The sequence below is a fragment of the Streptomyces sp. NPDC034099 genome (assembly GCF_055575415.1).
Map to the genome: position 1 here is coordinate 434,284 of NZ_JBVISR010000006.1, position 23,122 is coordinate 457,405.

Consider the following 23,122-nt stretch of genomic DNA (forward strand, 5'->3'; position numbering starts at 1 on the left):
CTCCGGGGGGACGGGGCCGCCGTCCCCTCACTCGGGGTCCTCGACCAGGTCGGCGGGGCCCGGCGTGGCTGGTGAGGCGTGTCCGGACAGGGCCAGGGTGAGGTCCAGTTCGGCGAGCAGACAGCGGATCACGTGCTCCACGCCGGCCTGGCCGTCCAGACCCAGGCCGTAGACATAGGGACGGCCCAGGAGTACCGCGCGGGCGCCGAGCGCGAGCGCCTTGAAGACGTCGTCGCCGGTGCGGACGCCGCTGTCGAACAGCACGGTGAGCCGGTCGCCGACCGCCTCCACCACGCGCGGCAGGGCGTCCGCGGCCGCGACGGAACCGGCCACCTGACGGCCGCCGTGGTTGGAGACGACCACGCCGTCCATCCCGGCGTCGGCGGCGAGCCGGGCGTCGTCCGGGTGCAGGACGCCCTTGAGGACGATCGGACCGTCCCAGTTCTCCCGCAGGAACGCCAGGTCCGGCCAGGACTTGGCGGGATCGGAGAACATGCCGACGAAATGCATCACCGCCGCGTTCGGGTCCTCGTGCACCGGCTTCGCCAGACCGGCCCGGAAGGCCGGGTCCGAGAAGTAGTTGGCGGTGCCCACCCCGTGCAGGAACGGCAGGTACGCCTGGTCGAGGTCGCGCGGGCGCCAGGACAGCAGCGGAGTGTCCAGCGTGACGAACAGCGCCGTGTACCCGGCCGCCCCGGCGCGCTGCAGGAAGCTGCGTGCCACCTCGCGGTCCTTGGGCCAGTACAGCTGGAACCAGCGCTCGGCGTCGCCCATCGCCTCGGCGACCTGCTCCATGGGCGTGCTGGAGGCGGAGGAGAGGATGTACGGCACGCCCTGGGCGGCCGCGGCCCGGGCCGCGGCGGGCTCCGCGTCCGGATGCATGATCGACAGGACGCCGACCGGCGCGAGCGCCAGCGGTGCGGGCAGGTCCCGGCCCAGCACCTCGACGCGCAGGTCGCGTTCGTGCACGTCGCGCAGCATGCGCGGGACGATCCGGCGCCGGGCCAGCGCCGCCCGGTTGGCGCGGGCGGTGCTGCCGTCGCCCGCGCTGCCCGCGACGTACCCGAAGGGACCGGGGCCCAGGCGCCGCTCGGTCAGCTCCTCCAGCCGGGTCAGATCGGTGGGCAGCCGGGGCACGGCGCCCGTCATGCCGTTCAGGTAGATCTCGTACTGGAAGTCCGCCCAGTGCTTCGGCATCCCACGTCCGCCTCTCGTCGTCGAGCTCGCGCTGCCGGGCACCATACCCGCGGGTATGCCGGAGGCGGCCGTCAGGGTCGACGGGTCTGTTTCAGGGGTGTTTCAGGCCTATCGGCGAAGGTGTGGATCACGCCATCCGGCCAGTTCCGGTCTCAACATTCGATCAAGAAACGCCCAGTTGCGGACTTGGAACGTTCAAATTCCGTGACTTCACGCCACTGATTCAATACGCAATGTTACCGAAACCCATGGGGTCGAGATGAGTTTCGGCGCCGGACTCGGCAGACTCGCGCTCGCCGTTCCGGCACCGACCGAGCCGGGCCGGCACCACCCTCGAAACGAGCGGAAGGATGCACACAATGCGGAACACCGCGCGCTGGGCAGCGACTCTGGGCCTGACGGCCACCGCCGTCTGCGGGCCCCTCACCGGGGCCTCTCTCGCCTCCCCGGCCACCGCCCCCGCGTCGCTCTACGCCCCCTCGGCCCTGGTGCTGACCATGGGGCACGGAGAGAGCGCTGCCACCGCCGCACCCCTGCGGGCGGTCACCCTGACCTGCGCCCCGACGGCCTCCGGCACCCACCCCGCGGCCGACGCGGCCTGCGCCGAACTGCGCGCCGCGCACGGCGACCCGGGCGCGCTGGCCGCCGAGGACACGGTGATGTGCACCCGGGAGTACGCGCCCGTGGTCGTCACCGTCGACGGGGTCTGGCAGGGCCGGCGCCTCTCCTACGAACGCACCTTCGCCAACGAGTGCGTGAAGAACGCGGGCAGCGCGAGCGTCTTCACGTTCTGAGGGACCGGGACCGCCGGGACCGTGCGGCGTGACCGGCGGCTCGCCACTGGGGAGTGCGAGCCGCCGCCGTACGGAGCCCGCGGGCCCGCACCGGGGGCGGCGGACGGAGTGGGGCCGTCCGCCGCCCTCCCGGATCCGGGAGCGACCACCGGGGAGCCGGGGATCAGTCCTTCGCGGCCGGCCCGTCACCGGACCCGGACGAGCGGGCGCGGTGGCTGGTGTCGCACCACGGATAGCGCCGACTGCGCCGGCACGTGCACAGCGCCACCCGGAAGCGGTCGGAGAACACCGTCGTCCCGTCCTCCAGCTCCACCTCCACCGGCCCTTCCACCAGCAGCGGCCCCCGGCGCTGGACCTTGATCCGGCGCGGGGCGTCAGACGGGGAGTTCGGCACGGACGACCACCAGCTCCTCCTCGTAGTCGGCCAGGGACAGCAGTCCGCGCTGCCGCAGCCAGCGCTCCCGGCCGCGCAGCACGGGACCGAACGCGATCCGCCGCCGCCGGACCACAGCGGCCTTCAGGCCCGCCTCGCGCAGCAGCGCCTCGGTCCTCGCGGGGTCGCTGAGCGCCGACTGCACGAGCAGCAGCACACCGCCCGGGCGCAGCAGCCGGGGCGCCTGAAGGCAGATCCGGTCCAGGACCATGCGACCGTCGTGCCCGGCGTCCCAGGCCCGCGCGGCACCACGCGGACGACGGTTGGAGGCGGGCGCCGGCACATACGGCGGATTGGCCAGCACCAGATCGAAGGTCTCACCGCGTACGGGCGTGAAGAGGTTGCCGTGCCGGACGCGGACCGGCAGCCCGGCCCGGGCCGCGTTGAGCCGCGCGGCGCACACCGCGCGCCACGACACGTCCACCGCGGTCACCCGGCCGCCCCGCCGGGCCGCCGCCAGGGCCAGGGCGCCCGAGCCGGTCCCCACGTCGAGCACGGCCGCGCCCGGCGGGAGCGACTCGTCCGACAGCGCCCCGGCCAGCAGGGCGGTGTCCTCCTGAGGGGCGTAGACGCCCGGTAGCACCATGAAATTCACGGATCCCACGTACCCCGGTCGTCACGAAATATGAGAAATTTCTCCGTGGACACGGCGATCGGCGGGCAGCGGCGTACGCAGGGACGACCGTCCCGCGCGCCAGTCGGCGAGCAGCCGGTCGCCGAGGCGCGCTTCGAGGTGGCCGGTGGCGTCGATGCCGAACACGACGTCCGCCGCGAGCTGCGGCTCCTGCTCCAGCAGGCCGTCGATCACCTCGTGCCGCACGATCTGCTCGTGCACCGCGTCGGCCTCGACGTGCTCGTCGTAGAAGAACTCGGCGGCCGGACCCGCACCGGTGCGGCGCATCGCCTCGGCGAGCCGCCGGGAACCGGGCGACGAGGTGATCTCCACCGCCGCGAAATGCCCCACCAGCGCGCCGCGCAGCGACCGGTGCAGGCCGAACAGGGACATCATGTTCACCGTGGCCAGGCACTCGGCCGAGGCCGCGTCGAGATGGGCCCCGTACGTCGTGTCCAGGTCCAGATCCGTCATCAGGTCGGCGAACAGGCGGGCGTGCACCCGGTCGGCGCGGCCGCCGCCGTACTCGTCGAACTCCACCGCCGCCATCGCCGCCTTCGCCCGGCCCCAGAGCCGCGGCAGCACCCAGGCGTGCGGGTCGGCCTCCTTGAGGTGGTACAGCGAGCGCTGGGCCGCGTACTCGCGCAGCTGCCACAACTCGCCCTCGTCCCGCAGGAAGTGGCTGACCCCCTCGCCGTGGACGGGCTCGACGAGCAGCGCCCCGACCGCGTCCGCGACGCTGTCGTGGACCGGGGTGTCGGCCCGCAGGGCGGACAGGAAGCGCCGCTCCAGCCCGGCCCGCACGCCCAGCAGGGCAGGGTCCCACTCCAGGTCGGGGCGGACACCGGCGAAGCCCCGGTAGTGCAGCTCGTAACACTGGTACAGGGCGAGCTGGAGGTCGTCGCCGTACACGGGCGCGGCGGCGACGGCCTCGGGGGAGGGCAGCGGGCCCGTACCGAGCAGATGTGCGCCGACGGCCTCGGAGACCGGTCCCCGGGCCGTCGGCAGCTGTGGTCCTTCGCGGTCGTACTCCATGCGTCGCGAGTACCCGGACACCGTCCCGGCACCCCCGGCCGCACGGAGCGGTACGTCACTCGCCCTCGACGTCCTTCTGGGCACCGGTGTTCGGCGACGTGGCGTCCCCCGCCTCGCCCCGGTGCCCGCCGTCGTCGGACTCCGCGTCGCGGGGCCTGGCCTCCTCGATCTCGCGCAGCACCTCCTCGATGGCGGTCTCGGGGTGCTTGTGGTCGTGCTCGCCGTCCTGGGACACGATGTGCTCCTTCTCGCTTCTCGTCGTACGGCTCTTGCCTCGGTCGTTCAGTTCGACGTGGACGCCAGGCGCAGGGGCACCGGCGCCGGGGGAGCAGCCTCCTCGCTGCGGCGGACGACCTCGGCCCACCAGGACGGGCCGTCCTCGATGTGGCGCAGCAGAACGCCCTCCCGGATCGCCCAGGGGCAGAGCGTCACCGACTCGAGGCCGATCAGCTTCATCGCGGTGTGCCCCACCACGGCTCCGGCAAGGCTCTGGGCCGCGCGCGGTGCCGAGATGCCCGGCAGCCGGGCCCGCTCGGCGGCGGACAGGGCGGCCAGCCGGCCCACCGCGTCCCCCAGGTCCGAGCAGCGCATCCGCCGCTCCATGAAGGGCCCGTGCCGGCCCGGCGGGGCCCCGCACAGCCGCCCGAGCTGCTGGAAGGTCCGCGAGGTGGCCACGGCGGTCCGCGGCCCCTCCCAGCGGATCCGCGCGGCGACGTCCCGCAGCTGGTGGCGGACCCCCCGGCGCAACGCCTTGACCTGGTCCCGCGACGCCGGGCCCTGGCCGCCCGCCAGGAACTCGTGGGTGAGCCGGGCCGCGCCCAGCGGCAGCGAGGCCACGAAGCCGGGCAGCCGGCCACGCCCGAACGCGACCTCCAGCGAACCGCCGCCGATGTCCAGCAGGGCCAGCGGCCCGACCCGCCAGCCCATCCAGCGCCGGGCCCCGAGGAAGGTCAGCTCCGCCTCCACCTCGCCCGGCAGGGTGCACAGCGGCACGCCGGTGCGGGCGTGCACGGAGCGCAGCACCTCACGCCGGTTCGGCGCGGCGCGCACCACGGCGGTCGCGAAGGCCAGCGGTTCCGCCGCGCCCCAGCGGTCCGCGGTCCGGCCGGCGTCCGCGACCGCCTCGACGAGCCGCTCCACGGCCTCCTCCGGGACCGGGCCGCCCGGCCTGACCTGCTCCGACAGCCGCAGCCGCCACTTGGCGGTGTGCACCGGCAGCGGGACGCCGCCCTCGGCGTCCGCCACCATGAGCCGGACCGTGTTCGACCCCACATCCACCACGCTGATCCGCATGAGGGCAACAGGTACCCATTCGAGCGCCGATCAGGCCAGCTGTCGCCGCACCAGCTCGTGCAGCCGCCCGCCGGTGTCCGCCAGCAACTGGGCGGGCGGACCCTGCTGGGCGACCTTGCCGTCCTCCATCACGATCACGCGGTCGGCGTCCAGCACCGTGGACAGGCGGTGCGCGATCACGATCCGGGTGGCGTTGAGCGCCTTGGTGGACTCGATCACCGTGCGCTGCGTCTCGTTGTCCAGGGCGCTGGTGGCCTCGTCGAAGAAGAGGATGCGCGGCCGGCGGATCAGCGCCTGAGCGATCATCAGCCGCTGCCGCTGGCCCCCGGAGACCGCGCCGCTGCCCGACACGATGGTGTGCAGGCCCATCGGCATCCGCCGGATGTCCTCCGCCAGCCCCGCCATCTCGGCCGCCGCCATCGCCTCCTCGGGCGTGTACGGCTCGGTGCCGCAGATGACGTCCAGGATCGAGCCGGTGAACGGTTGCGCGTGCTGGAGCACCACCCCGCACTGCCTGCGCACCGCCGACTGGTCCAGCGCGGCCAGGTCCTGGCCGTCGTACAGGACGCTGCCCGACAGCGGCCGGTCGAAGCCGATCAGCAGTCTCAGCAGCGTCGACTTGCCGCAGCCGCTGGGGCCGACGACCGCCACGAACTCGCCGGGACGCACCTCGAAGGACACGTCGTCCAGGACCAGCGGCCCGTCGTCGGTGTACCGGAAGGACAGCCGGCGCGCCTCGATCGCCCCCGACAGCGGCCCCGGCCGGGTGCTCGCCGTCCGCACCTCGGGCGTCGCGTCCAGCACCGGCCGGATCTCCTCGAACAGCGGCAGCGCCGCCACCCCCGACACGAACGCGCCGGTCAGCTGGGTGACCGAGGTCAGCAGCATCGTCACCGAGGCGTTGAAGGTGAGGAACTCGGCCGCCGACATCGAACCCCGCGCCGGACCGGCGAGCAGCATGAACATCAGCAGCGTGCACAGCGGCAGGTACACCGCGCCCAGCACCGCGTTCAGGTTCTTGATCCGCCCCGCCCGCTGCTGCAGCTCCCGGCTGTGGGCGAACCGCTCCGCCCAGGCCGCGTAGGCGTAGTTCTCGGCCGCCGCCACCCGCAGCTTGGGCAGCCCGCGCAGCGTCTGGAACGCCTGGTTGTTCAGCTTGTTGGTGAGCTTGACCAGCCGGCGCTGCCAGCGCACCTGCCACAGTCCCAGGCCCAGGAAGACCCCGGCGACGACCACCAGCATGCCGATCGCGGCCAGGGCCATCGGCACGCTGAACCAGAGCAGCAGGCCGAGGTTCACCGCCCCGACGGTCACCGACTGGGCCACCGTCGGACCGACCCCCGCCAGCAGCCGGCGGATCGCGCTGATGCCCATGGCCGCGCTCGCCAGCTCGCCGGTGGAACGCTCGGTGAAGAACTTCGTCGGCAGCCGCAGCAGCCGGTCCCACACGGCTGGCTGGAGCGTCGCCTCGATCCGGCCCTCCAGACGCAGGATGGTCAGGTTCTGCAACAGCATGAAGGCCGCCGCGACGACACTGCTCAGCATCACCGCGAGACACACCTGCACGATCAGCCCGGTCTGCGCCTTCGGCACGAACTCGCCGAGCACCCGGCCCGTCGCGACCGGCACCAGCGCGCCGAGCGCCACCGTCACCAGACCGGCGAGCAGCAGACCGGTCAGATCCCCGCGGGTGCCCGCCAGACAGAACCGCAGCAGCCGCAGCGGACTCAGCCGCCGCTCGGGCAGCGGCCGGTAGAACATCACCGCGCGCGGCTCGAACTCCCCGGCGTTCGCCTTCTCCACCGGCGTCTCACGACCGGTCGCCGGATGCACGGCCACATAGCCACCGCGCCGCCACAGCAGCGCCACCGGCGCCCCCGACAGGGTGCGGTGCCCGACCAGCGGGCCCACGTCGTCCCGCCACCAGCGGTCCTCCAGCCGCACCGACCTGGTCCGCACCCGCGAGGCGAGCGCGATGCGCTCCACCGGGTCGAGCCGGTCGCTCTCGGCGCCGCCCAGGGCCGGCTCGGCGAGCGGGATCCCCGCGGCGCGGGCGACCAGCCTGCAGGCCGCGTACGTGGCGTCGGCGTCGGCGGCGGTGCCGCGCTGCGCCCGGCGCCTGCCGATGGAGGCCAGCAGCGTCCGGTCGGCCTGCTCGCGCACCGCCTCACCGGCCTTGATACCGGCCGCGGTACGCGTCTCGTGGGTGCGCTCCAACTGCTCGATCCAGCGGTCCAGCGTGGTCAGCAGCCGGTACTGCTGGTCGACCATGCTCTGCCACAGCGCCGGGTCCATCAGCAGGTCGGCGGCCGCCTCCTCGCCGTACAGCGCCCCGTACTGCACGCTGCCCGGCGGCACCTGCATCCAGAACACGTCGTCGTCGGCGGGCGCGCCGGCCCGCTCGGCGGCCATCGGCGCCTGGAAGAGGACGGTCAGGCCGCGGCCCACGCCGAGGGCGAGGGCGTACTCCAGCGGGCTCGTCGTCGGCGGCACGTACTGGGGGTTGCCGTACGCGTCGTACGACCATGTCTGGGTGCTCGCCGGCTGGTACAGCTCGCGCAGTCCGATGCGGTGCACCACGCAGTCCCGCAGCGGACGCGCCACCAGGGTGTGCTGCGGCCCGGCGACCGGTCCGAGCAGCACCGAGCCCGCCTCCAGGCGCCCCAGATGGTGCCAGTGGCCCTGCTCCCCGGCGTCGACCGCGAACAGGTCCACCGCGCCGGACACCACCAGCCACAGCACCTGCGGCCCCTCCAGGTCGAGCCGGTTGAACCCGGCGCAGTCGACCCGCGTGCCCAGCGAGCCGAGCGCCCCCAGGACCAGGTCGCCCTGTCCCTCGTGCACGGTCGTCATCTCACCGCTCCCTGACCAGGGCCGCGTACGCGCCACCGCGCGCCACCAGCTCCTCGTGCCGCCCGCGCTCCACCACCGCGCCGTGCTCCAGGACGACGATCTCGTCGCTGTCCCGCACGGTGCTGAGCCGGTGCGCGATCACCACGCAGGCGCAGCCGCGCCGGCGCAGGTTGTCCATGACCACCAGCTCGGTCTCCGCGTCCAGCGCGCTGGTCACCTCGTCCAGGACGAGGATGCTGGGGCGGCGCACCAGGGCCCGCGCGATCTCCAGGCGCTGGCGCTGCCCGCCGGAGAAGTTGCGGCCGTCCTGCTCGACCGGGCTGTGGACGCCGCCGGGCCTGCGCATCACCACGTCGTACAGCGCGGCGTCCTTCAGCGCGTCCACCACGGCGTCGTCGGGGATCGACGGGTCCCACAGCGCCACGTTGTCGCGCACCGAGCCCTCGAACAGGAACACGTCCTGGTCGACGAAGGAGACGGAGGACGCCAGCGCCCCGCGCGGGATGTCGTCGAGCCGCTGCCCGTCGACGCGGATCACGCCGTCCCAGGGCGCGTACAGGCCCGAGATCAGCCGCGACACCGTCGACTTGCCGCTGCCCGACCCGCCGACCAGGGCCACCTGCTGCCCGGGACCGACGGTCAGGTCGAAGCCGGTGAGCAGCGGCTTGTCGAGCGGGTTGTAGCCGAAGGAGATGTTCTGCAGCTCGACGTGGCCGTGCAGCCGACGGGTGGAGTCGCCGCCGCCCGGGCGGTCGTAGAGCGGGTCCGCCCGGAAGTTCTCCACGTCCTTCAGCCGGGCCACGTCGGCCGCGAAGTCCTGGATGCGGCCCGCGACGCCGTTCAGCCGGGTCAGCGGGGCCGTGAAGCGGACCACCAGCGCCTGGAAGGCGACCAGCAGACCGACCGAGATGTGGCCCTCGACCGCCCGCATGCCGCCGATCCACAGGATCAGGGCGCTGTTGAGCGTCGCCAGCGTCGGCGCGACCACGCCCAGCCAGGCACTCGGCACCCCGAGCCGCTGCTGCTCCTCCAGCGTGGTGGCGTGCTGGCCGGCCCACTTGCGGAAGTAGCCGTCCTCGCCGCCGGTCGCCTTCATCGTCTCGATCAGCTGGAGGCCGGTGTACGCGGTGTTGGTCAGCCGCGCCGTGTCCGCCCGCAGCTTGGCCGTACGGGTCGCGCGCAGCCGGATGACGACCCGCATCGCGAGGATGTTGAGCAGGGCCACGCCGATGCCGACGAAGGTGAGCTGCGGATCGTACGTGTACAGCAGCACGGCGTACAGGACGACCACGATCGCGTCCACGCCCGCCGCGGCGAGGTCGCGGGCCAGCGTCTCGGCGACGGCGTCGTTGGACTGGAGGCGCTGCACCAGGTCGGCGGGACTGCGCTGGGAGAAGAAGGTGACCGGCAGCCGCAGCAGGTGCCGCAGGAAGCGGGCACTGGAGAGGGTGGAGGAGATGATGCGGCCGTGCAGCAGGTTGGCCTGCTGGAGCCAGGTCAGCACCACCGTGAGCAGCACACAGGCCCCCATCGACGCGAACAGCACGCCGAGCAGCGAGGTCTGCCCCCCGATCAGGAACATGTCGATGTAGGTGCGGCTGAGCGCGGGCACCGCCGCGCCGACCGCCACCAGGAGCAGGCTCGCCAGCACGGCGGCGGGCAGGGTCCCGGCGGTGCCCCGCAGCCGGGCCGGCATCGCGCCGAGCACACCGGGCTTGCGGCCGCCCCGGGTGAAGTCCTCGCCGGGCTCCATGGTCAGCACGACCCCGGTGAAGCTGCCGTCGAAGTCCTCCAGGGACACGAAACGCCGGCCCTTGCCCGGGTCGTTGATGAACACCCCGCGCCGCCCGAACCGGCGGCCCATGCCGTCGTAGACGACGTAGTGGTTGAACTCCCAGAAGAGGATGGCCGGGGCCGTCACCTCGGCGAGGGCGGCCAGGTCCATCTGCATGCCCTTGGCGGTGAACCCGTAACTCCGGGCGGCCTTCAGCAGATTGCTAGCCCGGGACCCGTCGCGGGAGACGCCGCAGGCGATCCGCAGCTCCTCCAGCGGGACGTGGCGGCCGTAGTGCCCCAGCACCATAGCGAGGGAGGCCGCGCCGCACTCCACGGCCTCCATCTGGAGCACGGTGGGTGTGCGGACGGTCTTCGCGCGGCTCTTCGGCACGCTGCGCCTCGGCGGGGCGGCGCGGCGTCTGCCCCGGGGCTCCTGTGCGGTGCTCACGGCAGCAGCCAATCGACGGGACGCTGGTCGGCCAGCCGGATCGAGCCCGAGGCCAGGGTCATGGAGGTCAGCTCGAACGGCGGCCCGTTTGCCGAGGACCACTCGTAGCCGCTCTTCGTGGACTTGGAGGTGTCCAGCCGCACCGTCACGGCCACCGGCCTGCCGTCCTCGGTGAACTGCTCGCCGAGCTGGCTGTCCCCGAGGAACGCGCCGATCGTCTGCGCCGACTGGGCCGAGCGGTCGACGGCCTTCACCTCGCCGTGCAGGACGCCGTACTGCTGCGTCGGCACCGACTGGACGGTCAGGTCGACGGAGGCGTGCGCGGGGATGGCGGCGGCCTTCTCGGCGGGGACGTAGACGGTGGCGTAGAGGGGGTCGTCGGCGTGGGCGACCTTCTCGACCGAGGCGACGTTCGCGCCGGTACTGATGATCTGCCCGACGGTGGCCGCGAGGGCGCTGACCCGCCCGGCGTCGACCGAGCGGACCACCGTCTCACCCTTGGCGGTGCGGACCTTCAGCACCGGGGCGTCGGCGGCCAGCCGCTGCCCCGGGCGCGCCAGGACCGCGGTGACCTGCCCCGAGACGGGACTCTGCAGCAGGTAACTGCCCTGTCCGTGGGTGAGGATGGCGGGGGCGGCGACCGTGGAGGTCACCGAGCCGCCCACCGCCCACACGGACGCGGCGGCCATCGCGACCACGGTCACGGACAGCACCAGCCAGCCCTGGGGACGGGCGAAACGCACCGGGAGATCGAGCTCCTCCGGTGACTGGAGTTTGGCGAGGGCCTGTTGGCGGAACTGCACGGCTGACGTATCCCGGGCTTGATGAGAACGGCCGAAGGAGGAGAACGGCCGAAAAGTCCCGGAGCCTGGGTGGCTCCGGGACTCAGCGACACAAGGGTGCGATCAGAGACCGGCGACCAGGCCCGTGACCGGGGCCGTGTTCAGGCCGGTGACACCCTCGACCGTGCCGACGGCCGTGTTGAGCAGGCCGGAGACCGGGGCGATGCCGTCCACCAGGCCGGTGACGGTGCCGACGGCGTTCACGTTCAGGCCGCCGGAGACGTTGTCGAGGTCGGCGTCGGAGATCTCGACGGTCTCAACCTGGGGGGTGGAGTTCATGATGGAACTTCCCTTCGTATAGCCATTTCACAAGGGGGGAGCGGCCCCCTCTGGGGACAGATGACGGCCGCGACCGCGGGCGCCGGGCGCCCGTTTCCCGAGCCCTCCGCGGCCCCCGCGGTGCGATGGATCAAAGCACGCGGCCGGTCCGGGCTTCCAATCAATCACCGCCCTCACCAGCGCACTTGCGACGCCCGGGCACCCAAGCGTGCAGGAGCGCGCACGCCTTCGCGGCGACTTCTTCACACGGTGCGCGACATCGGCCCGTGCGACCCCTTGCCTCCGGGGAGGGGATTGGGGCACTCCGGGCCCAAAGGCGTACGGGCCGCCGCCGGCTTGTGCAGAAGCGCCAACGAGAGTGACCGGGTTGGGCAGTCGATGTGCAGATTCGCTGAAGCGGTCATTCCGCTCCGAGATCGGAACAGCGCGTCGCCGAGCGGATGCGGAGGGTGGCGATCCGGTGGGATGCGGCGGCCCGGCTGAACGCCCCGGTCGGCCCCTGCGTACCAACAGCCGTCCAGGCGCCCCCAACAGCTGCCGGACCGGCGGGCACAGGCCCCGGTCCCAGGAGGTCGAGTAGGTTGAGTCACAAGCGAATCCCGAAACGCAAGGCCGCGATGGCGGCGGGCGGTGTGGTGGCGCTCGGCGCGGCCGCCATCCTGCTGCCGAACGCCAACGCCTCGCAGGACGGCGGCTCCTCGGACGGAGCCGCGGCCGCGCCCAGGACGCTCAAGGCGGCGGACGCGTCGGATCTCGCCACACGGCTCGCCGGGCTGCTCGGCGACACCTTCGCGGGCTCCTACTACGACTCCGGCGCGCAGCGGCTCGTCGTCAACGTCGTCCCCGGCGACAACGACCAGGTCGTCGTGCAGGCCGAGAAGGCGGGCGCGGAGGTCCGCGAGGTCGACAACACCATGGGCGAGCTGAGGAGCGGCGCGCGGACCCTGAAGTCCGAGGCGAGCATCCCGGGCACCTCGTGGGCGATCGACCCGCGCACCAACAAGATCCTGGTGACCGCCGACAGCACCGTCACCGGTGACCGGTGGGACCGGCTGGAGTCCACCGTCGAGGGCCTCGGCTCCGGCATGGCGACGGTCAGGAAGTCCGCCGGCACCTTCAAGACCTTCGCCTCTGGCGGCGACGCCATCTTCGGCGGCGGCGCGCGCTGCTCACTCGGCTTCAACGTCACCGCGGGCGACGGTTCGCCCGCCTTCCTGACGGCCGGTCACTGCGGGGTCGCGGCCGACCAGTGGTCCGACGCGCAGGACGGGCAACCGGTGGCCACCGTCGACCAGGCGGTCTTCCCCGGCGAGGGCGACTTCGCGCTCGTCACCTACGACGACCCGGCGACCGAGGCGCCGAGCGAGGTCAACCTCGGCGACCAGACCCTGCCGATCAGCGGGGCCGCCGAGGCGACGGTCGGCCAGCAGGTCCTGCGCATGGGCAGCACGACCGGGCTGGCCGACGGCCAGGTCCTCGGCCTGGACGCCACCGTCAACTACCCGGAGGGCACCGTCACGGGTCTCATACAGACCGACGTCTGCGCCGAGCCGGGCGACAGCGGCGGCTCCCTGTTCACCCGGGACGGCCTCGCGATCGGCCTGACCTCCGGGGGCAGCGGTGACTGCACGGCCGGGGGCGAGACCTTCTTCCAGCCGGTCACCACGGCCCTGGAGGCGGTCGGCGCCACCCTCGGGGGCGACGACGCCGGTGCCGGAGACGCGGGCGACGGCGGTGACGCAGGCGGTGCGGGTGCGGGTGCGGGTGACGCGGGTGCCGGTGCCGGAGAGGCGGCCGACGGCGGTGCGGGTGACTCGGGTGACGGTGCGGCCGTCGGTGGCGGGGACGGCTCGGGACTGACGGGCTGACGCCAACACTGCCCCGCCCCGGACCGCCGTCCGACCCCCGACGGGGCCGGGCGGCGGTCCGGTTCTCCGATGGACGCGCCGGCCGCGGGTGGTGGTCGGCGGCAGGTGCCCGGCCCCTCCGCCCCCGCCGGGGGGCTCGAAGCCGCTGTCCGCGAGCCCCCGATGTGCGCCTGGCCGCCGGTACCCGATCCGTAGGGGCTGCGCAGATGTCCCATAAGCGCTGTAATGGCGACGTGGTCAGAGAGGGCGCACCGGAACGCGGACCGAGGACGCTGCGTGCCGAGGGCGCCCTGAAGGCGATCGCGGCCGGTCCGCAGCCGGAGCAGCGGCTGCGCGGAGTCCTCGAACAGGCGCTGGTCTTCGCGGGCGCCTCCCTCGCCGCGCTCTACACGCCCGGCGACGACCGCGAGCTGCTCTGCCTGGTCGAGTCGGCCGGAGCGCCGCGCACCCTGTACGGCGTACGCGACAGCTATCCCGCGGCGGGCGGCTCCCCGGTCGCCGACGCCCACCGCGCCGGCGAGGCGGTGTGGATCGGGCCGGAGGAGTTCGCCGGATCGGCGGAGTCGCGGCACGTTCCGTCGAGCGGCTTCTCGCTGGCCGTCCTGCCGGTGCGCGGGGACGGCGGCGGCTGCCTCCTCGCCCTGACCGAGCACCCGGACGGGTTCGACGCCGACGGCCGCGCCTGCCTGGAGGTGATCGCCGAGGCGATCACCTGCCCCGTCCCGCCCGGGCCCGCCGAGACCGCCGACGCCGGTGAGCTCCGGCCGAACGCCTTCACCCTGGCCATGGACACCGGCCGGGCGGAGGTCGGCGACGACATCCTGCGCCTGTTCGGCCTCGCGCCCGAGGAGTTCGACGGCAAGGTCGAGACGCTGCTCGGCCTCACCGTGCCGGAGGACCTGCCGTCGCTGATGTCGGTGACCGAGTCCGACCACATGACCATCGGCGAGCGCGAGCTGGAGTTCCGGGTGCTGCAGCCCACCGGCCCGCCGAAGTGGCTGCGGCTCAGCGGGCGCCTGCTGCCCGGCGGCGACGGCAGGCCGACCCTCCTGGTCGGCACCGTCGCCGACGCCTCCACGCTGCGCCCGGACGTGACCGACGTCGCCCGCGTCCAGCGGCTCGCCGCCGCGCTCGCCACCGCCGGGACCGTCCGCGACGTCAGCCAGGCCGTCGTGGCCGCCCTGCGCAGACCGCTCAGGGCCGACCGCATCGCGCTGGCCGAGCTGGAGAACGACCGGCTCGTCGTCACCGTCCTCGACCCGCCCGACCCCGAGTCCTGGCCTGAGCTGTGGCGCCTGGAGTGGCGCACCGAGTGGCCGGACGCCCCGGTACGGGCCATGCCCACCCTCGCCGCCGCGCTGCGTGAGGGACGCGCCCGGATCTGGCCCGCCGGCACCGGCGACCTGGAACCCGCCCTCGCCGACGTCGGCCCCGGCGGCCTGGCCGTGCTGCCGCTGCCCGCGGGCGGCCGGATGGCCGGCGCCTGCCTGATCGGCTGGGACACCCCGCACGACTTCGGTCCCGACGAGCGCGCCCTGCTCACCGCCTCCGCGGGCCTCGCCGGGCAGGCCCTGATGCGCGCCCACGCCTTCGACGCCGAACACGAACTGGTCGGCATGCTCCAGCGCCAGCTGCTGCCGCGCCGGCTGCCGAAGCTGCCCGGCGCGGTCGCCGTCGCCCGCTACCTGCCCAGCACGGCGGGCCTGGAGCTGGGCGGCGACTGGTACGACGTGATCCCGCTGCCCGACCACCACGTGGCCCTGGTCATCGGAGACGTCCAGGGCCACAGCGCGGGCGCGGCCACCCTCATGGGCCAGATGCGCACCGCCCTGCGTGCCTACGCCGTCGAGGGCCACCCGCCGGACGTGGTGGTCTCCCACGCCAACCGGCTGCTGACCGGCATGGAGACCGACCTCTTCGCCACCTGCGTCTACGTCGACCTCGACATGGAGGAGGGCTCCGCCTGGTGCGTGCGGGCCGGGCACCTGCCGCCGGTGCTGCGCCATCCCGACGGCTCCACGGAGATCGCGGAGGTGGAGGGCGGTCCGCCGCTCGGCGTGGTGACGCAGGCCGACTTCCCGATGAGCCCGTTGCGGCTGCGGCCCGGCACGCTGATCGCCCTCACCACGGACGGCCTCGTGGAGACGCCGGAGTCCGACATCGACGAGGGCATGGACCGGTTCGCGCACGCCCTGGCCGTCTCCGCCCCCGCCCACCTGGGACTCGTCGCCGACGCCCTGCTCGGCAACGCCCGCCGCAACGACGACGTCGCCCTGCTGCTGGTGCGCTACGACGGCATGGCACTGCGCCCGCTGCGGGAGAGCTGGTCGGTGTGGCGGCTGCCCGAGGCCGTGCGGCACGCCCGCCGCTTCACCCGGCGCACCCTGCGCTCCTGGGAGGTACCGGACGCCGACATCGACGGCGTCCTGCTGATCGTCTCCGAGCTGGTCACCAACGCCCTGGTGCACACCGACGGCCAGGTGCGGCTCGACCTCACCCTGATCGGCGGCCGGCTGCGCGTCGCGGTCGCCGACGCCTCGCCGCGCACACCCGTCAAGCCGACCAGCATCGGCTGGGAGGCCACGGGCGGCCGCGGCGTCCTCCTCGTCGAGGCGATGTCGGCGGCCTGGGGGACGCTGCCGGTCAGCGGGGGCAAGCAGGTGTGGAGCGAGGTCCCGGTGAACGTCGGCTGAGCGTCCCCGGCGGATCGGCCGCCGCACCGCCTGGTACCCGCCCGGCCGGGCCACGAGCGAGCGAAGAAGCCGGAAAGAGGGAGGCACACCCCATGACCCAGTACGTCCGCGACGTCATGACCGGCGATCCGGTGACCGTCGAGCCGCTGACCTCCGTCACGGCCGTGGCCCGCATCATGCGCGACCGGGACCTCGGCGCCGTCCCGGTCACGGAGGGCGACCGGCTGCGCGGCCTGGTCACCGACCGCGACCTGGTCGTCCGGTCGATCGCCGAGGGCGGCGACCCGGAGCAGACCACCGTGGCCGGCGCGTGCAGCGACGACATGGTCACCGTACCGCCCGACGACGAGCTGGACCACGCCGTCCGGCTGATGCGCGAGCACGCCGTACGCCGTGGCCCGGTCGTCGACGACGGCCGTCCGGTCGGCATCGTCCCCCTCGGCGACCTGGCCATGGAGCGCGATCCGGAGTCGGCACTGGGCGGCATCGGCGTGGCCCGGCCCAACCCCTGGGCCCCGCGCGAGACATGTGCCCCGTGTTTTGCGGCGTTCCGCGCGGGGACCCGGACGGGCGAGCGCACCAGACGCGGAACCAGAAGGAAGATGATGCCCCGTGACCACGGAGACCGGCGGCAAAACCACCGCCCGTCGGCTGGAGACAGGCTGGTCGAAGGCCCGCCGCCTGCGGAGCAGGGGCGGGATGCGCACCTGGGTGCCGGCCGTCGAGGACGGCGGCGCCACCCGCGCACCGCAACCGGGCCAGGAGTCGAACATCGTCCGGGGCGAGGACTGAACACGCCCCGAGGGTGGTGACCCCGTCCAGCGCGCCGGCCTCCGTGCCGGCGCGGTGCGCGTCCCGGGCCGGTCGCGGACCCCGAAGAGCACGCCGGTAGCGTCACCGACGCCCCGCACCGCCCACCCCGACCCCAGCAAGGCACGGAACCGCTCATGAACATCCTGGTCACCGGCGCCGCCGGATTCATCGGCTCCCGGTACGTCCGGGCGCTCCTCGCCTCCGACGAGCCGGGGGCACCGCGGATCACCGTCCTGGACGCCCTCACCTACGCCGGAACCACCGCCAACCTCGAACTCGGCCACCCCCGGCTGGAGTTCGTGCACGGCGACATCCGCGACGCGCCGCTGGTGGACAAGCTGACGGCCGAGGCGGACCAGGTGGTGCACTTCGCCGCCGAGTCCCACGTGGACCGCTCGATCCACGCCGCGTCCGACTTCGTCCTCACCAACGTCGTCGGCACCCAGACCCTGCTGGACGCCGCCCTGCGCCACGGCGTGGCGCCCTTCGTCCACGTCTCCACCGACGAGGTCTACGGCTCGGTCGACTCCGGCTCGGCCACCGAGGAGCACCCCCTGCGGCCGAGTTCCCCGTACTCCGCCTCGAAGGCGTCCGGCGACCTGCTGGCCCTCTCGTACCACCGCACCCACGGCCTCGACGTACGGGTGACGCGGTGCTCCAACAACTACGGCCCGCACCAGTTCCCCGAGAAGCTCGTGCCGCTGTTCGTCACCCACCTCCTGGACGGCCGCCGGGTCCCGCTCTACGGCGACGGACGCAACGTCCGCGACTGGCTGCACGTCGACGACCACTGCCGGGGAGTCGACCTGGTGCGCACCCGGGGCCGGGCCGGCGAGGTCTACAACCTCGGCGGCGGCACCGAGTTGAGCAACCGCGACCTCACCGGTCTGCTCCTGGACGCCTGCGGCGCGGGACCGGACCGGATCGTGCGGGTCGAGGACCGCAAGGGCCACGACCTGCGCTACTCGCTCGACTGGAGCAAGGCCCGCGAGGAGCTGGGCTACCGGCCCCGCCGCGACTTCGCGTCCGGGCTGGCCGAGACCGTCGCCTGGTACCGGGACAACCGGGCCTGGTGGGAGCCGCTCAAGCGGCGCACCGGCGCGGTGTGAGCGACGCGGGCCCGTCAGCCGTGCGTCTTGGCCAGCAGGTCCAGGATCTCCCGCGTCGTGCCCGTCTCGCCCAGGCGCGGGAAGATCCGCTCGATGCTGCCCCGGTGCGCCTCGGTGCTCATGTCGCTCATCGCGTCGGTGGCGAGCGTGACGTGGTAGCCGTGTTCATGGGCGGCGCGGGCGGTGGACTCGACACCGATGCTGGTGGCGATGCCGCAGAGCACGATCTGGGTGACGCCGCGGCGGCGCAGCTGGACGTCGAGGCCGGTGCCGTGGAAGGCGCCCCAGTTGCGCTTGGTGACGGTGATGTCGCCGGAGTGCCCGGCCAGCTCGCCGACGACGACGTCCCAGCCCTCGGGCCGCGGGCCCGCCGCGCCGCCGGCCTCCGTACGGCCGGGAACGGCGTCCGCCCCGTCGGCGGCGAAGGAGACCCGGACCAGCACCACGGGCAGGTCGCGGGCGCGGAAGGCCTCGGCCAGTTCGACGCTCCGGGAGACGACCTCGGCGCCGGTGTACGGCTCGGTGGGCGCGGCGACGATGCCGGCCTGGAGGTCGATCACGACGAGCGCGGTGCGGGGGTCGAGGGCGGTGACGGTCATGGGATGGTGCCTTTCGGTGGTTCTGTGACGGTGCGGAGACCGCCGCTGCCCGGCCCGGCCCGACCGGCGCCTGGCACCACCGTAAATTCGACAGGTAAGACTGTCCAGCTGAGACTGCACAGTTTTACCTGTCGATTAAGCTGGATGACGTGCGTTTGCTGATCACGTCCGACACCCACCTGCCCAAGCGCGCCAGGGAGCTGCCGGCGCCGTTGCTGGCGGAGCTGCCGCGCGCGGACGTCGTCCTGCACGCGGGGGACTGGGTCGACACGGCCACCCTCGACCTGCTGGAGAGCCGCAGCCGCCGACTCGTCGGCGTCCACGGCAACAACGACGGACCCGAGCTGCGCGCCCGGCTGCCCGAGGTGGCGTACGCCGACCTCGACGGCCTGCGCTTCGGCGTCGTCCACGAGACGGGGGCGGCGCAGGGGCGGGAGACCCGCTGCGCCGCCCGCTTCCCCGACCTCGACGTCCTCGTCTTCGGGCACAGTCACATCCCCTGGGACACCACCGCGGCCACCGGTCTGCGACTGCTCAACCCGGGATCACCGACGGACCGGCGCCGTCAGCCGTACCGCACCTATATGACCGCCACGGTCGCCGACGGCCGACTGGAGGGGGTCGAGCTGCACCGTCTGCCGCCACGGTGAGCAGGGGCCGGATGCGAGACGGGCGGCACCCGTGGGGGTGCCGCCCGGTGCGGACCGGGCCGCTCCGTGTCGCGGGAAGCGGCCCGGGCGCTTCTTCTGGAGTGCGCTGTCACGGACCTCCTTCCGGGGCTGTGGTGTCGAGGGACATGCATGCCTCGTCCGTTGCCGGGCGACTACCCACGACCAGCGGGCTCACACCTGCGTGCGAGGGTGTTCCGCCGGCCCGGACCGTGTGGTGCCTCAGCCGGCCGACGGCCCAGTCCAGTCCGTCGCCACGTGGCCGATCCGGACCCGCTGCGGGTGGTCGCCGACGGGGACGGAGACCGACTTCTCGCCGGTGGCGAAGTCGATCGCCGTGACCTGGTCGGCGCCGCTCTCGGAGACCACGCAGTACCGGCCGTCGCCGCTGACCGTGGCCCAGTACGGCTTGGCCGCGGCCACCAGCGGGCCCTCCCGCAGCGTGCCGCGGTCGACGACCGTCGCGTAGTCGTCCATCGTGCCCGCGACGCAGATCCTGGCGCCGTCCGGACTCATCGAGAGACCGTGGTGGCGCGAGTCGTTGACCCAGGTGGTGCGGTCCTCGCTCGTGGCGGGGTTCTTCGGCAGGGTCTTCGTCCGGGTGATCCGGTCGGTGGCGACGTCGTACTCGAAGAAGCCGTTGAAGAACGACACCTGGAAGTACAGCTTGGACTCGTCGGGCGAGAAGACGGCGGGCCGCACCGCGTCCGAGTAGTCGCCGAGGCCGATCGCGTCGAGTCGCTCGCGCATGTCGATGACCTTGACCTGCTTGTACGTCTTCGCGTCCACGACCGTGATGCGCCGGTCGCCCTTCGTCCAGTCGAGCCAGGGGGCGTCGAGCGCGGTGTTCACCTCGCCGATGGACATGTTCCAGATGTACCTGCCGTCGCGGCTGAAGATGTTCTCGTGGGGCTTGTCGCCCGTGCCGAACGAGCCGACCTGCCGGCCCGTCTCGATGTCCAGGACGTGCACGGTGTTGGAGGTCGACGCCGAGACGGCGACCCGGGTGCCGTCGGGGGAGACCGCCATGTGGTCGGAGCGGTAACCCGAGACGGGGAAGCGCCAGTTGATGTCGCCGGTGGCGAGGTCGACGGAGACCACGTCGGCGAAGCTCGGCCGGGAGACGACCACCGAGGTGCCGTCCGGCGTCGAGTACATGTCGTCGACGAGCTGGTCGTGTCCCTCGCCGACGCCGTTGCGGATGGCCTGGAAGTAGATCCACTTGATCGGGTCGGCGTTGATCTCCGCCATCCGCTCCGCCCTGTCCGGGACGACGTTGATACGGCCGATCCCGGCGAAGTCGCCGGTGGACCGGATGACGTCCGCGGTGCCGTCCCAGTTGTTCCCGACGAACATCACCTCGCGCAGGCCGGCGCGGGCGTCCGGGGCGGCCGAGGCCGTGGCGGCGGGGGCGGCGACGGTCAGGGCGAGTGCGGCGGCGACGGCGCCGAGGTGCCTGGTCGTGAAGGCGGGCATGCTGCTCTCCTCCGGCAGGGGGCGTGGTGTGGGGGCGATGGAGCGCTGGAGCGATGGAGCGCGCAATCTGAACACAGCCGCTTTCAGAGTGAACTTACTGCAAAGTAAGGAATGGGTGCCCTTCTCCACAAGGCCGCGGACACGACAAAATCAGCCGCACGGCCGGGAGTTGACACGAGGAGGCAGCGGGTGACGGGCAGGCTCAGGGCGCCGACGGGCCGCTACGGCGGCAAGTCGGCCGCGCAGCGCCAGGCCGAACGCCGCCGGCGCTTCCTCGACGCCGCGCTCCAGCTGTTCGGCGACACCCCCGGTTACCGGGCCACGACCGTCGCGGCCCTCAGCGACGCCGCCGGCCTGTCCACCCGCCAGTTCTACGAGGAGTTCCGCACCCTGGAGGACGTGCTCGCCGCACTCCACCTCCAGGTCAACGCCTGGGCCGAGGACGCCGTCCGCACCGCGGCCGAGGCCACCCGCGACCTGCCGCTCCCCGAGCGCGCCGCCGCGATCTTCCGCGCCTACGCCGCCGACGTCACCGCCGATCCGCGCCGCGTCCGCATCACCTTCGTGGAGATCATCGGCGTCAGCCCGCGCCTGGAGGAGCAACGGCTGGCCCGCCGCGCCCGCTGGGTCGACCTCATCTGCGCCGAGGCCCGGTCGGCAGCCCTGCGCGGGGAGGCGGCACCCCGCGACTACCGGCTCGCCGCCACCGCGTTCATCGGCGGCGTCAACGGCCTGCTGCACGACTACAGCGCCGGCTGGGTGGACGCCACTCTCGACGAGGTCGTCGAGGAACTGGTCCGCCAGCTCCTGTCCCTGCTGCGCCCACCCGGCTGGATCCCGACGGCGCGCTGACTACCCCCGCCCCAGGACCAGGACCAGGACCAGGGCGCCCGCGCACCCGAGCACCGCGCCCGCCCCCAGCAGGAATCCGGCCAGCAGCCGGCGCCGCAGCGCGCGGTACCGCTCCTCGTACTCCCCGCGCAGCCGCCCCGCGCGCTCGGCCGTGCGCTGCCAGGAACTCCGGGCGAGCGCGAGGTACTCGGCCTCGAATCGTTCCTCCACCTCGCGGCGCCGGTCGTCGCCCAGCCAGTCGAAGGGCGCCGTGAAGCGTGCGGCGGCCGTGCGCCCCTCCGCACGGGTGGCGGCGACGAGCAGATGGCCCTCGATCTCGCTGATGAGCACCCGGGCGGCCGCGGGACGGCCCTCCCCGCCGGTCACCGGAGGGTCAGCTCCCGCTCGGCGCCTGCCGCGGGGGAGTGGTGCAGGTCGAAGGCGGGGGACTCGCTGCGGATGCGCGGCAGCGTGCGGAAGTTGTGCCGCGGCGGCGGGCAGGAGGTCGCCCACTCCAGCGAACGGCCGTAGCCCCACGGGTCGTCCACCTCGATCTTCTTGCCGTACTTGGCGGTCTTCCAGACGTTGTAGAAGAACGGCAGGAGCGACATGCCGAGCAGGAAGGAGAAGACACTCGACACGGTGTTGAGCGCCGTCAGCCCCTCCACCGCCAGATAGTCCGGGATCCGGCGCTGCATGCCGTTCGCGCCCAGCCAGTGCTGGACCAGGAACGTGCCGTGGAAGCCCGTGAACAGCGTCCAGAAGGTGATCTTGCCCAGGCGCTCGTCCAGCATCTTGCCGGTGAACTTCGGCCACCAGAAGTGGAAGCCGGCGAACATCGCGAACACCACGGTGCCGAACACCACGTAGTGGAAGTGCGCCACCACGAAGTACGAGTCGGACACGTGGAAGTCGATGGGAGGCGATGCCAGCATCACCCCGGTCAGCCCGCCGAAGAGGAAGGTGATCAGGAAGCCGGTGCACCAGAGCATCGGTGTCTCGAAGGACAGCGAGCCCTTCCACATGGTGCCGATCCAGTTGAAGAACTTCACACCGGTCGGGACCGCGATCAGGAAGGTCATGAAGGAGAAGAACGGCAGCAGCACGCCGCCCGTGACGTACATGTGGTGCGCCCACACCGTCACCGACAGACCCGCGATCGCGATCGTCGCGCCGATCAGGCCCATGTAGCCGAAGATCGGCTTGCGGGAGAAGACCGGGATGATCTCACTGACGATGCCGAAGAACGGCAGCGCGATGATGTACACCTCCGGATGCCCGAAGAACCAGAACAAGTGCTGCCACAGCAACGCCCCGCCGTTGGACGAGTCGAAGATGTGGGCACCGAACTTGCGGTCGGCCTCCAGCGCGAACAGGGCCGCGGCCAGCACCGGGAAGGCCAGCAGGACCAGCACACCGGTCAGCAGCACGTTCCAGGTGAAGATCGGCATGCGGAACATGGTCATGCCGGGCGCGCGCATGCAGATGATCGTGGTGATGAA

General features: G+C 73.0%; 20 protein-coding genes and 1 pseudogene. 7 read left to right on the plus strand and 14 right to left on the minus strand.

What is annotated here, in order from left to right; translation table 11 throughout:
- Positions 1-27 precede the first annotated feature (27 nt).
- Complete coding sequence (locus ACZ56V_RS20555; protein ID WP_398908382.1) at positions 28-1,197, minus strand: lactate 2-monooxygenase; 1,170 nt, start codon at positions 1,195-1,197, stop codon at positions 28-30.
- A 359-nt stretch (positions 1,198-1,556) separates the two neighbouring features.
- On the opposite strand from ACZ56V_RS20555, the gene ACZ56V_RS20560 reads away from it, so the two are divergent.
- Positions 1,557-1,991 carry a protease inhibitor gene (locus ACZ56V_RS20560; RefSeq protein WP_468944069.1) on the plus strand — a complete coding sequence of 145 codons (435 nt, stop codon included), beginning with the start codon at positions 1,557-1,559 and terminating at the stop codon, positions 1,989-1,991.
- A 163-nt stretch (positions 1,992-2,154) separates the two neighbouring features.
- On the opposite strand, the gene ACZ56V_RS20565 is transcribed toward ACZ56V_RS20560, so the two are convergent.
- The 9 genes from ACZ56V_RS20565 to ACZ56V_RS20605 form a co-directional block, all read right to left on the minus strand.
- Positions 2,155-2,385 (minus strand): CDGSH iron-sulfur domain-containing protein, encoded by a 231-nt coding sequence (locus ACZ56V_RS20565; protein WP_468944072.1) that lies wholly within the window; start codon positions 2,383-2,385, stop codon positions 2,155-2,157.
- Entirely contained in the window at positions 2,366-3,010 is a 645-nt protein-coding gene (locus ACZ56V_RS20570) for a HemK2/MTQ2 family protein methyltransferase (protein WP_467382338.1), read from the minus strand. The genes ACZ56V_RS20565 and ACZ56V_RS20570 overlap by 20 nt, the downstream gene beginning before the upstream one ends.
- Before the next feature lie 30 nt (positions 3,011-3,040).
- Positions 3,041-4,072 (minus strand): iron-containing redox enzyme family protein, encoded by a 1,032-nt coding sequence (locus ACZ56V_RS20575; protein ID WP_468944076.1) that lies wholly within the window; start codon positions 4,070-4,072, stop codon positions 3,041-3,043.
- Between the two features lie 55 nt (positions 4,073-4,127).
- Complete coding sequence (locus ACZ56V_RS20580) at positions 4,128-4,307, minus strand: hypothetical protein (RefSeq protein WP_398908388.1); 180 nt, start codon at positions 4,305-4,307, stop codon at positions 4,128-4,130.
- 47 nt (positions 4,308-4,354) lie between these two features.
- Entirely contained in the window at positions 4,355-5,365 is a 1,011-nt protein-coding gene (locus ACZ56V_RS20585) for a Ppx/GppA family phosphatase (protein ID WP_398908391.1), read from the minus strand.
- Between the two features lie 30 nt (positions 5,366-5,395).
- Positions 5,396-8,218, minus strand: a complete 2,823-nt coding sequence (locus ACZ56V_RS20590; RefSeq protein WP_467382340.1) for an NHLP bacteriocin export ABC transporter permease/ATPase subunit — start codon at positions 8,216-8,218, stop codon at positions 5,396-5,398.
- Position 8,219: 1 nt separating this feature from the next.
- Positions 8,220-10,442, minus strand: coding sequence for an NHLP family bacteriocin export ABC transporter peptidase/permease/ATPase subunit (locus ACZ56V_RS20595; RefSeq protein ID WP_468944081.1), 2,223 nt, complete (start codon positions 10,440-10,442; stop codon positions 8,220-8,222).
- The gene (locus tag ACZ56V_RS20600) at positions 10,439-11,245 is read right to left on the minus strand and encodes a biotin/lipoyl-containing protein (protein ID WP_398908396.1); all 807 of its coding nucleotides are present in this window, start codon (positions 11,243-11,245) and stop codon (positions 10,439-10,441) included. Before ACZ56V_RS20600 ends, ACZ56V_RS20595 begins: the two co-directional genes overlap by 4 nt.
- 102 nt (positions 11,246-11,347) lie before the next feature.
- Positions 11,348-11,563 (minus strand): hypothetical protein, encoded by a 216-nt coding sequence (locus tag ACZ56V_RS20605; RefSeq protein ID WP_003978108.1) that lies wholly within the window; start codon positions 11,561-11,563, stop codon positions 11,348-11,350.
- A gap of 581 nt (positions 11,564-12,144) precedes the next feature.
- Between ACZ56V_RS20605 and ACZ56V_RS20610 the strand changes: the two genes are divergently transcribed.
- The 4 genes and pseudogenes from ACZ56V_RS20610 to rfbB all read left to right on the plus strand — a co-directional run bounded on the left by ACZ56V_RS20610 (position 12,145) and on the right by rfbB (position 18,046).
- Positions 12,145-13,431 (plus strand): S1 family peptidase, encoded by a 1,287-nt coding sequence (locus ACZ56V_RS20610; RefSeq protein ID WP_468944086.1) that lies wholly within the window; start codon positions 12,145-12,147, stop codon positions 13,429-13,431.
- 206 nt (positions 13,432-13,637) lie between these two features.
- Positions 13,638-16,124 (plus strand): SpoIIE family protein phosphatase, encoded by a 2,487-nt coding sequence (locus ACZ56V_RS20615; protein ID WP_468944089.1) that lies wholly within the window; start codon positions 13,638-13,640, stop codon positions 16,122-16,124.
- Positions 16,125-16,216: 92 nt separating this feature from the next.
- A pseudogene (locus ACZ56V_RS20620) lies at positions 16,217-16,630 on the plus strand (CBS domain-containing protein); the annotation flags it as partial.
- Between the two features lie 441 nt (positions 16,631-17,071).
- Positions 17,072-18,046, plus strand: a complete 975-nt coding sequence (gene rfbB, locus ACZ56V_RS20625; protein ID WP_398908402.1) for a dTDP-glucose 4,6-dehydratase — start codon at positions 17,072-17,074, stop codon at positions 18,044-18,046.
- Between the two features lie 14 nt (positions 18,047-18,060).
- Here the strand turns inward: rfbB and ACZ56V_RS20630 are convergent, their stop codons facing one another.
- Positions 18,061-18,645, minus strand: coding sequence for a hydrolase (locus ACZ56V_RS20630; protein WP_467382347.1), 585 nt, complete (start codon positions 18,643-18,645; stop codon positions 18,061-18,063).
- A 149-nt stretch (positions 18,646-18,794) separates the two neighbouring features.
- Here ACZ56V_RS20630 and ACZ56V_RS20635 point away from each other — a divergent pair, with 149 nt between their 5' ends.
- Positions 18,795-19,295 carry a metallophosphoesterase family protein gene (locus ACZ56V_RS20635; RefSeq protein WP_398908405.1) on the plus strand — a complete coding sequence of 167 codons (501 nt, stop codon included), beginning with the start codon at positions 18,795-18,797 and terminating at the stop codon, positions 19,293-19,295.
- 240 nt (positions 19,296-19,535) lie between these two features.
- Here the strand turns inward: ACZ56V_RS20635 and ACZ56V_RS20640 are convergent, their stop codons facing one another.
- Positions 19,536-20,789 (minus strand): YncE family protein, encoded by a 1,254-nt coding sequence (locus ACZ56V_RS20640; protein ID WP_467382348.1) that lies wholly within the window; start codon positions 20,787-20,789, stop codon positions 19,536-19,538.
- Between the two features lie 189 nt (positions 20,790-20,978).
- Here ACZ56V_RS20640 and ACZ56V_RS20645 point away from each other — a divergent pair, with 189 nt between their 5' ends.
- The gene (locus ACZ56V_RS20645; protein ID WP_467382349.1) at positions 20,979-21,641 is read left to right on the plus strand and encodes a TetR/AcrR family transcriptional regulator; all 663 of its coding nucleotides are present in this window, start codon (positions 20,979-20,981) and stop codon (positions 21,639-21,641) included.
- Here the strand turns inward: ACZ56V_RS20645 and ACZ56V_RS20650 are convergent, their stop codons facing one another.
- Together ACZ56V_RS20650 and ACZ56V_RS20655 are read right to left on the minus strand one after the other, a co-directional pair.
- On the minus strand, positions 21,642-22,007 hold the full coding sequence (locus ACZ56V_RS20650) for a hypothetical protein (protein WP_468944095.1): 366 nt from the start codon (positions 22,005-22,007) through the stop codon (positions 21,642-21,644). It abuts the gene before it with no gap.
- Positions 22,004-23,122 (minus strand): cytochrome c oxidase subunit I (locus tag ACZ56V_RS20655; RefSeq protein WP_468944098.1); only part of this gene is annotated, 1,119 nt, incomplete at its 5' end. The genes ACZ56V_RS20650 and ACZ56V_RS20655, both read right to left, overlap by 4 nt.